This is a genomic window from Microvirga zambiensis WSM3693 (assembly GCF_016735695.1).
GTDB lineage: Bacteria > Pseudomonadota > Alphaproteobacteria > Rhizobiales > Beijerinckiaceae > Microvirga > Microvirga zambiensis.
The window spans coordinates 1-6,967 of the sequence record NZ_JAERQD010000129.1 but is presented as its reverse complement, the minus strand read 5'-3'; the positions used below and the strand labels follow the sequence as shown (position 1 = coordinate 6,967).

10 protein-coding genes are annotated in these 6,967 nt (G+C 58.6%); 3 read left to right on the top strand and 7 right to left on the bottom strand.

Going from position 1 to position 6,967, the window contains the following annotated elements; all coding sequences use genetic code 11:
- Positions 1 to 319: 319 nt before the first annotated feature.
- A complete protein-coding gene (gene ligD / locus JKL46_RS33800; protein WP_201842795.1) occupies positions 320 to 1,312 on the bottom strand; it encodes a non-homologous end-joining DNA ligase in 993 nt (330 codons plus the stop codon).
- A gap of 57 nt (positions 1,313 to 1,369) precedes the next feature.
- Entirely contained in the window at positions 1,370 to 2,455 is a 1,086-nt protein-coding gene (gene dinB, locus JKL46_RS33795; RefSeq protein ID WP_246529718.1) for a DNA polymerase IV, read from the bottom strand.
- Between the two features lie 665 nt (positions 2,456 to 3,120).
- Here dinB and JKL46_RS33790 point away from each other — a divergent pair.
- Together JKL46_RS33790 and JKL46_RS33785 are read left to right on the top strand one after the other, a co-directional pair.
- Positions 3,121 to 3,660, top strand: coding sequence for a translation initiation factor 2 (locus tag JKL46_RS33790; protein ID WP_201842788.1), 540 nt, complete (start codon positions 3,121 to 3,123; stop codon positions 3,658 to 3,660).
- Positions 3,629 to 4,357, top strand: a complete 729-nt coding sequence (locus JKL46_RS33785; RefSeq protein WP_210381550.1) for a hypothetical protein — start codon at positions 3,629 to 3,631, stop codon at positions 4,355 to 4,357. The genes JKL46_RS33790 and JKL46_RS33785 overlap by 32 nt, the downstream gene beginning before the upstream one ends.
- Before the next feature lie 40 nt (positions 4,358 to 4,397).
- Here JKL46_RS33785 and JKL46_RS33780 read toward each other — a convergent pair whose 3' ends face one another.
- The 3 genes from JKL46_RS33780 to JKL46_RS33770 all read right to left on the bottom strand — a co-directional run bounded on the left by JKL46_RS33780 (position 4,398) and on the right by JKL46_RS33770 (position 5,816).
- Entirely contained in the window at positions 4,398 to 4,727 is a 330-nt protein-coding gene (locus tag JKL46_RS33780) for a hypothetical protein (RefSeq protein ID WP_201842784.1), read from the bottom strand.
- A 316-nt stretch (positions 4,728 to 5,043) separates the two neighbouring features.
- A complete protein-coding gene (locus tag JKL46_RS33775; protein ID WP_201842782.1) occupies positions 5,044 to 5,298 on the bottom strand; it encodes a hypothetical protein in 255 nt (84 codons plus the stop codon).
- A 374-nt stretch (positions 5,299 to 5,672) separates the two neighbouring features.
- Entirely contained in the window at positions 5,673 to 5,816 is a 144-nt protein-coding gene (locus tag JKL46_RS33770) for a hypothetical protein (RefSeq protein WP_201842781.1), read from the bottom strand.
- Positions 5,817 to 6,038: 222 nt separating this feature from the next.
- Here JKL46_RS33770 and JKL46_RS33765 point away from each other — a divergent pair, with 222 nt between their 5' ends.
- Positions 6,039 to 6,242 carry a hypothetical protein gene (locus JKL46_RS33765; RefSeq protein ID WP_201842779.1) on the top strand — a complete coding sequence of 68 codons (204 nt, stop codon included), beginning with the start codon at positions 6,039 to 6,041 and terminating at the stop codon, positions 6,240 to 6,242.
- Between the two features lie 22 nt (positions 6,243 to 6,264).
- Here JKL46_RS33765 and JKL46_RS33760 read toward each other — a convergent pair whose 3' ends face one another.
- Positions 6,265 to 6,516, bottom strand: a complete 252-nt coding sequence (locus tag JKL46_RS33760) for a WGR domain-containing protein (RefSeq protein ID WP_201842777.1) — start codon at positions 6,514 to 6,516, stop codon at positions 6,265 to 6,267.
- A gap of 113 nt (positions 6,517 to 6,629) precedes the next feature.
- Complete coding sequence (locus JKL46_RS33755) at positions 6,630 to 6,938, bottom strand: hypothetical protein (RefSeq protein ID WP_201842774.1); 309 nt, start codon at positions 6,936 to 6,938, stop codon at positions 6,630 to 6,632.
- Positions 6,939 to 6,967: the final 29 nt, after the last annotated feature.

The window sequence follows — 6,967 nt, the reverse complement described above, 5'->3', positions numbered from 1 at the left end:
AACCAGAGCCCTTCCTCCCGCATCCATTGGCGCAGCGTCTCGCGCGAGAGACTCAGGCCATGCCGCTCCAGAAGCATAACGATTAGGAGTTTCACTCCAGAAACATCTGTTGCGAAACTCCGAAAGGGACAAGTTACATGTCGGCCTGTATACCTCAGAGCTCGGTCTACTCCTTGGCAAAAACGGCAGGAATCTGCGGCAAGGGCCGGCTCTGGCTTATCCTGCAAGATTGCCTGTAAGAGATGATCAGGACCAAGGAAGCGACTTACCGGAACCAGGCGGTCTACTGTCGTGATGGGATCCGCACTCCTCGGTCCGCTTAAAGTGGACGATCGATCACCACCTCGCGCGGATCTTTATCTTCCCTAAGACCTAAAAAAGCCGGGTGACGCAGAATATGATCCCTCGTCCACTCCGTGAATTCGACCTGAGCCAGGTACCGCGGCTTCACCCAGTGTACAGGGGCTCGCATGTAGGTCCCCTTCGGTAAGGCTGCTGTCGGCTTTTGTTGCTCGATCCGCTTCAGCCGAGACTGAAACGCCTCAAGGAATTCGCGCGAATATCCTGTCCCGACTTTGCCTGCATATTTTAGCTCACCGTTTGGTGTGTAATAGCCAACGAGAAGGGCCCCGAACCCAACCCGCGATCGCTGCGGCTCGGTGTAGCCGATAATGACAAATTCCTCAGTGTTGAGGCATTTGACCTTCCGCCAATCGTCACTTCGCGTGCCGGAATAACGCGACTGTCTTCGCTTCGAGATGATTCCTTCGAGCTTTAGCACGCAGGCCCGAGCGTAGAATTCCTTTCCACCTCCAACCCGATGCTCGCTCAACCGGATTTTGGCCGGGGCGTCGGCGATCACCTCAGAAAGCAGGAGCTTTCGTTTCTCAAGTGGCGATTGGCGAAGGTCGGCTCCGTCGAGAAACAACACATCGAAGGCGTAATAGACCAGATCCGCAGTTTCCTCGGTTGATAGCGCCTGTTGGAGTGCAGCAAACGAGCTGATCCCATCCTGTTTCAGCCTGACGATCTCACCATCGAGAACTGTCCCAGGCCGCCCGACGGATGCAAAAGCTTTGGCGAGTTCGGGAAAGCGCGCCGTCCAATCCTGATTGCGTCGCGTGACCAGTCGAGCTCGGCCGTCTTCGATCCGGGCCAGCATGCGGTAGCCATCCCATTTGACTTCATGGAGCCAGTCATCACTTTCAGGAGCCTGCTTCACGAGCACGGCGAGCTCGACCGGGATTTGGTCGGGGAGCTGCGCTTGCCGGCGTCCGGCGGCCCGGGTGAGTTTTGTTTGTGCCTTAGCCATCGTGGAGAGCAAACTACCCGCTTGTGAGCAGGTTCCTGCCCTTCCAGGCGCCACAAGCTACAAGGCCAGCATCAGTTGTGGATTGTCCAGCTCTTGGTCCGTGTTCAGCGTCGACAGGGATACACCGAGCAGCCGAACGCTCTTATCAAGTGGAAACAGGGCCTGCAGCAGGTCGAAGGTGGCGTGCTCAAGCGAGCCCTGGTTTTCGGCATAGACCGTCAGAGTGCGGCTGCGGGTGATTTGCTGGAAATCTGAGAATTTGACTTTGAGGGTCACCGTCCGGCCGCGGACACCCGTCTGTTCGCAATATCTCCAGACCTTCTCGATGATTGGCCGAAGGCTGGTCTTCATCTCCTCGAGGCCTGTCAGGTCCGTCCCGAAGGTGTTCTCGGCACCAACTGACTTGCGGATCCTATCTGGGTGGACAGGCCGAGTGTCGACGGCCCTGGCGATCCAGTAGTAATGAGTACCAGACTTACCAAAGCGCTCCTGCAGGAACTCGAGACTCTGCGCTTTGAGGTCGGCGCCCGTGAAGATGCCGAGCTCGCTCATTTTCCTGGCCGTGGCCGGGCCAATGCCATGGAATTTTGCAATGGGCAGCGCCTCAAGGAATGCCGGCGCTGCTTCTGGGGTGATGACGAACTGACCATTCGGCTTGTTCTGATCCGACGCCATTTTGGCCAGGAACTTCTGAAAGCTGATCCCGGCCGAAGCAGTGAGATAGGTCTCCCGCCAGATCCTGGCCCAGATTTCACGGGCCACCTGAGTGTCGTACGGAATACCCTTGAGATTCTCGGTCACATCAAGATAGGCCTCGTCCAGGGACAATGGTTCGACGAGAGGTGTGTACTCGTAAAAGATCTCCCGGATCTGTCGCGACACCTCCCGATAGGTGTCAAACCGCGGTTTGACGAAGATCAGTTCCGGGCATTTTCGGCGTGCTGTGACAGACGGCATGGCCGAATGAACGCCGAAGCGCCGGGCCTCGTAGCTGGCGGCTGCGACCACTCCCCGCTCGCGAGACCCTCCCACAGCAACCGGCTTGCCGCGCAGCTCTGGATTGTCCCGCTGCTCAACACTGGCGTAGAAGGCGTCGAGATCCACATGAACGATCCGCCGTGGCGCCGCACTGGCGCGAACCATGGAGTCAGTTGGACCATCGCTCTCGGCAATGTTGAAAGCTTCATCCAACATCGGCCGCCACAACCTCCCATTACCACGCTTCAACGATATGCCGTCCGCCGAAGGTTAGCACAAAGAGAGAACGATCGATCGTACTGGATATGGCAATCCACAGTAACTCCAACGACCCGCCATTTCCCATACCGGTCTGGTTCGCACCCAACACGGATCGTCCTCTGGCTGGCTCCCGCGGGTATCTAGCGGCCATTGACGCAAGTGCAGGGCACGAAGACGAAGTCAGCCAAGGGTGGGTGTTTCTCTATTCGTTTCTCAGTTCGGATCTCGGTCCTTGTGAGGCATCTACGACGAATGCTTGAGGATCCTGATCGGTGAGAGACATACTTTTATCGAGATGATCGACTACCACAGGCGTCTCGAGCAGATCGTGACAATGGATAGCAGGGGATGAGAGCTCGGTTGTTTGGCCACTGCCAATTCTCATGGTCGCTCCCGCCGGGAAACGCCTGGTTGCGCGCGGTGGGGACCAGACATCTTCAGAACAGGCAGCGCACACATTCGCCATAGTCGGTCTTGAGCGGCAGGTGCACTGGCCAAGCTGGCCTCGAGCATTACCTTCTGCTGATAGCGGGATCGTCAGACCTGCCAAAGGCAGGATGGGGCAATTCATGCAAACGCAGGTTCTGGGATTGATGGTAGGCGCGGCTCTCTTCCTAACGGCATGCAATACGGTGACGCGCGGGACCGAAGAGACGGTGACCATCACTACCAGCCCAGCGTCGGCACGGATCTGGACATCCCTCGGGCACAAGTGTCCCCGCTCGCCATGCGAGGTGACGATCAGTCGAAAGACAGAGTTCACGGCCTATGCCGAGGCCAAGGGATATCGACCGGGTTCCGTGCTCGTGAAACCGATTCTTACCGAGCAGGCTGCGCCGGGGATCCTTGGGAATGCGATCCTTCCCGGCGGATCGGTGGGTCTAGTCCTCGACGCCGCGAATGGGGCCATGTTGGATCACCGGCCGAACCCAGCCCACATGACCTCGAGGCGGTTGGCCGGAGCCGACGCCGATGATCTCGCGGGAGACAAAGCTCCGGCACTCCGCGCGATCTTCGGGTACAATGCACGCTGGGGCGGGCATCATCTGGGGATCATGATTTCGGAGGTATCGGACCATGGCGATCCACAGGCCTTCCTTGCTCTATGACTCTGACCTGCTGACGTTTCGGCAAACGCCGCCATCGGAATACCGCATCCCCTACACGTTCGTTGAGTCCCTGAATGAGGGGACCTTGTTCGACCGCTCGGCACGAACGTTCGAAGAGGCGGCCCGCACGCAACGCCTCTACGACGTGGTGGTCGGCGAGGACCAGCGGATCGTCGGTACCGGCATGCTGCAAGACACTCTCAAGGAAGCCGATGGGCGTCATCGGGAAGAGGAACTGGGCGCTCTCATGGTGCATCCGGCCGCCCGCGGCGTCGGTATCTCTGGCCTGATGATCAAGCTCATGCTTGTCCACCGCTACGCCGTTCTGCGCACCGGCGACACGGAGGAGGACTACATCGCGCACGTTGTCGACGGCAACACCGGACCTATCCATGCGCTCCTCGCCGCGGGCTTTGAGGATCTCGGCCCGATGAAGCTTCATCCGGGCGAGTTCGACGGCCATATCGAACACATGATGGCGTCGGGTGAGAACTACGTCCCGATGCATGCTTATCGCTTCACCCGCAGTGCCATTGACAATCTGATCCGCGACCTCTGGACCTTGTGGCACGGGGGGCGCGAGCTCAGACGGGCGGACCGGAACCTGACTGTGAAGGTGGACTTTTCCGGTATGGTCGATCCAGCCTTCCTGGACGCGGAGGTTGGCCGCATTGAAGCCCTCCGCAACCTGGACTAGCACCTCGGAGCGTCGGCTCCAGGAATGTGCGCGTTCGCCCCTATTGCTTGGTGAAGAAGGTGAGGACAACCTTGCCCTTGTCGCTGACGAGGCACACGAAGCGGTTCGGCTTGTCGCTGTTCTCGCGCTGAAGGTAGGCGTCGCCCATCACGACCATCCGGATCGGCGTATCTTCGACCCGCGTGTCGGCCTTCGAGATCGCCAGCGACTGGATGTCGAAGGTTAGGTGTTCGATTGACGGCGACCGTTCCTTCAGGGCGGCCAAGCCAGAAAGGCGACATGCCTCGACCTCGGCAGGTACCTGGGCGAAGGCGGGCATGGACGCAAGGCACATGCCGACGAGAGCCGCGGAGGCGAGCTGGACGGACATCCCACTTGACGTGCGTCGTACACCCTTGGGGCGATATGAGAGGCTCAAGCAGTTCAGGTTTGAGATCATCGAGCGCTCCTATAGAGGTTCAGATAATCAATCCCGAAACGGGAGGTGGCGTTCACCGGCGACTGGACCCATCGCCTGGCATGGTAAGCAAACCGTTAGCTCAGCACGTCGCGGATTACGCCGACGACTTCGGCCATCCAATAGGGTTTCCCGATGAAGCGTCCGCTGTCTGGGATGGAGTGGGCCAGGTCGGAGCAATCGTTGCCGGGGTATCACGGGCAACCCCTAGGCAACTCTTCACGCAGGCTCAGCAACCCAGGCGCTGGACGTTGGCGCGAACTTTTCTGCGGTAACCTTTGACGACGTGATGTGCCGTTCCGCCTGTCGTGATGATCGCAGCGGCCTCTGCGAAGGCACTTAACTTTTCGGTCACCATCAACAAGCTCTCGTCGTGCGAGCACCGGCCCAAGGCGATTTTCGACAAGCGCGTCAAGATGACGGACTGGGCCTCGCAGGACAGCATTGTGGTGTCGATGGTCAACTGCATCCAGGATAGAAACATGAGATCCTCAAGGCCGCGACAGGCAGCAGGTCTCTAACTACAAGCGCGGCGATTTGATCCCTTCAGGATTGAAAGATGTACATCGAACGAACGGGATCGTGGCGGATCATCACAACAAACGAATCGGGAGATCGTAGCCGAAGGTGCAAAGTCCGATCAGCCGGAGGTAGCTTAAGCCACCAGCAAACCCCTAAGCTATTTTTCAGGAGTTGGATTGAACCCCGATTGGGTTGCTGCACGCTGTTCTGAAGCTGGCACTATGGCGCGTGGCTCCCGCTTAGCCCCTCAGCTTTTTTCAAGGGCTCGTCCGCCGTTGGTTCGCTTCGAGGATGCTGAACTGCGTTCGGTGCGGCGTGCTTCCGAAGCCTGCGGTCCTACCATGCCTGCAGCATCTCTTGCCGCAGCCCTGGTCTGGGCTTTGGAACGCTCCGCCAGATCGTCAGCGTGAACGCCTTTCCCACGGCGAGTGTGAGGGCCATGCCGTAAAGGAAAATGGTCGGCGAGAAACTCTCATCCATTTGAGGTCATCCTCTCAGCGCCCGTCCGATCCTGTCAGCCACGAGCACTGCCTAAGCTCTGCTCACACCTCTCCAGTGGGCGAAGTGCGGCTTTCCCGCTCATAATCATTCTACCAAAGTCTGTCTTCCTCAATCCTGTCGGTTGCTAAGGATAGAAGGCGACGGGCCGGCCTCAAGAGCTCCCATATCGATCATCAGAGTCATCTACGACGAATGCTTACCATGAGACTGCTGCAAAAAGCTCAGACCTACTTTCGCAAGCCTGCATTGCCACCTGTGATCCAAAGGCAAGCAGCCGCTCATGATGAGCAGATTGGCAGCTCACGTTCGAAGCGCGCTCAGATTAGGGACGTGCTGCGCCAGTACGAGAGAGGCAGTCTCAAGGAAACTGAAGCTGTCGAAGAGCTGCTCAAGATCCTACGCTGAGGCCACTCCAGGCTTTCCTGCTCTACCCAGCTCTCAGCAGATAGCCGCGGCGACGCTTTCGTTGGAGCCAAGTCTCAAGAGCTTCTACTGCACGTGATTGGTTTTCATGAAGCTCGACCTTTCTCTGCCCCGGCTGGCCGATGCGACCCCACTCACGGATCAGGGTGGGGTTACCAAACAGGCTTGGTTCGATCGCCAACACATAGTAGCGGGCCATGTTGCAGGTGGGATCAACCCTGTCGAGGACCAGGTACTGGATCGTGCCTTGGGACATGCGTCCATGGTGCGCAAGCCATGTGCCGAGGTCCAATCAAAGTGATGAATCCATTGCGCCGCAACGATTCACATCCGTGATGCATCCAGCCATCGAGATGTCAGCGCAGCAACTCACAGGCCATATTCGCTCGTCTCGTGCCTGGCTTCTCCCCTACCCCCCTCCACGCCGCTTCTATCTCCCCTGAGGAAGGTTCCGTGCAGCCTTTTCGAGGGCCAGGACCGCTCCTCGAGAGCACCGATCGACGTCAGTGTATAGGCCAAGCTGCCGGCCGCCAGCCCCACGGCAACAATGGCGGTGATCAGGGTGCCGGTCTCGACGGCCTTGTGCCCGACCTGGGTCCGATGCAGAGCCTTCTTCAGGTACCGCTCGAGGATCACGTAGAGGACGAGCCCGCCCACGACGGTTGAAATCAACACCATTTCTTCGCCTCCTCGTTCTCCGTCGCACG

Coding starts and splice junctions, on each gene's coding strand:
- ligD (WP_201842795.1), bottom strand. CDS start 1,312: ATGGCTAAGGCACAAACAAAACTCACCCGGGCCGCCGGACGCCGGCAA.
- dinB (WP_246529718.1), bottom strand. CDS start 2,455: ATGGTTCGCGCCAGTGCGGCGCCACGGCGGATCGTTCATGTGGATCTC.
- JKL46_RS33790 (WP_201842788.1), top strand. CDS start 3,121: ATGCAAACGCAGGTTCTGGGATTGATGGTAGGCGCGGCTCTCTTCCTA.
- JKL46_RS33785 (WP_210381550.1), top strand. CDS start 3,629: ATGGCGATCCACAGGCCTTCCTTGCTCTATGACTCTGACCTGCTGACG.
- JKL46_RS33780 (WP_201842784.1), bottom strand. CDS start 4,727: ATGTCCGTCCAGCTCGCCTCCGCGGCTCTCGTCGGCATGTGCCTTGCG.
- JKL46_RS33775 (WP_201842782.1), bottom strand. CDS start 5,298: ATGTTTCTATCCTGGATGCAGTTGACCATCGACACCACAATGCTGTCC.
- JKL46_RS33770 (WP_201842781.1), bottom strand. CDS start 5,816: ATGGATGAGAGTTTCTCGCCGACCATTTTCCTTTACGGCATGGCCCTC.
- JKL46_RS33765 (WP_201842779.1), top strand. CDS start 6,039: ATGAGACTGCTGCAAAAAGCTCAGACCTACTTTCGCAAGCCTGCATTG.
- JKL46_RS33760 (WP_201842777.1), bottom strand. CDS start 6,516: ATGTCCCAAGGCACGATCCAGTACCTGGTCCTCGACAGGGTTGATCCC.
- JKL46_RS33755 (WP_201842774.1), bottom strand. CDS start 6,938: ATGGTGTTGATTTCAACCGTCGTGGGCGGGCTCGTCCTCTACGTGATC.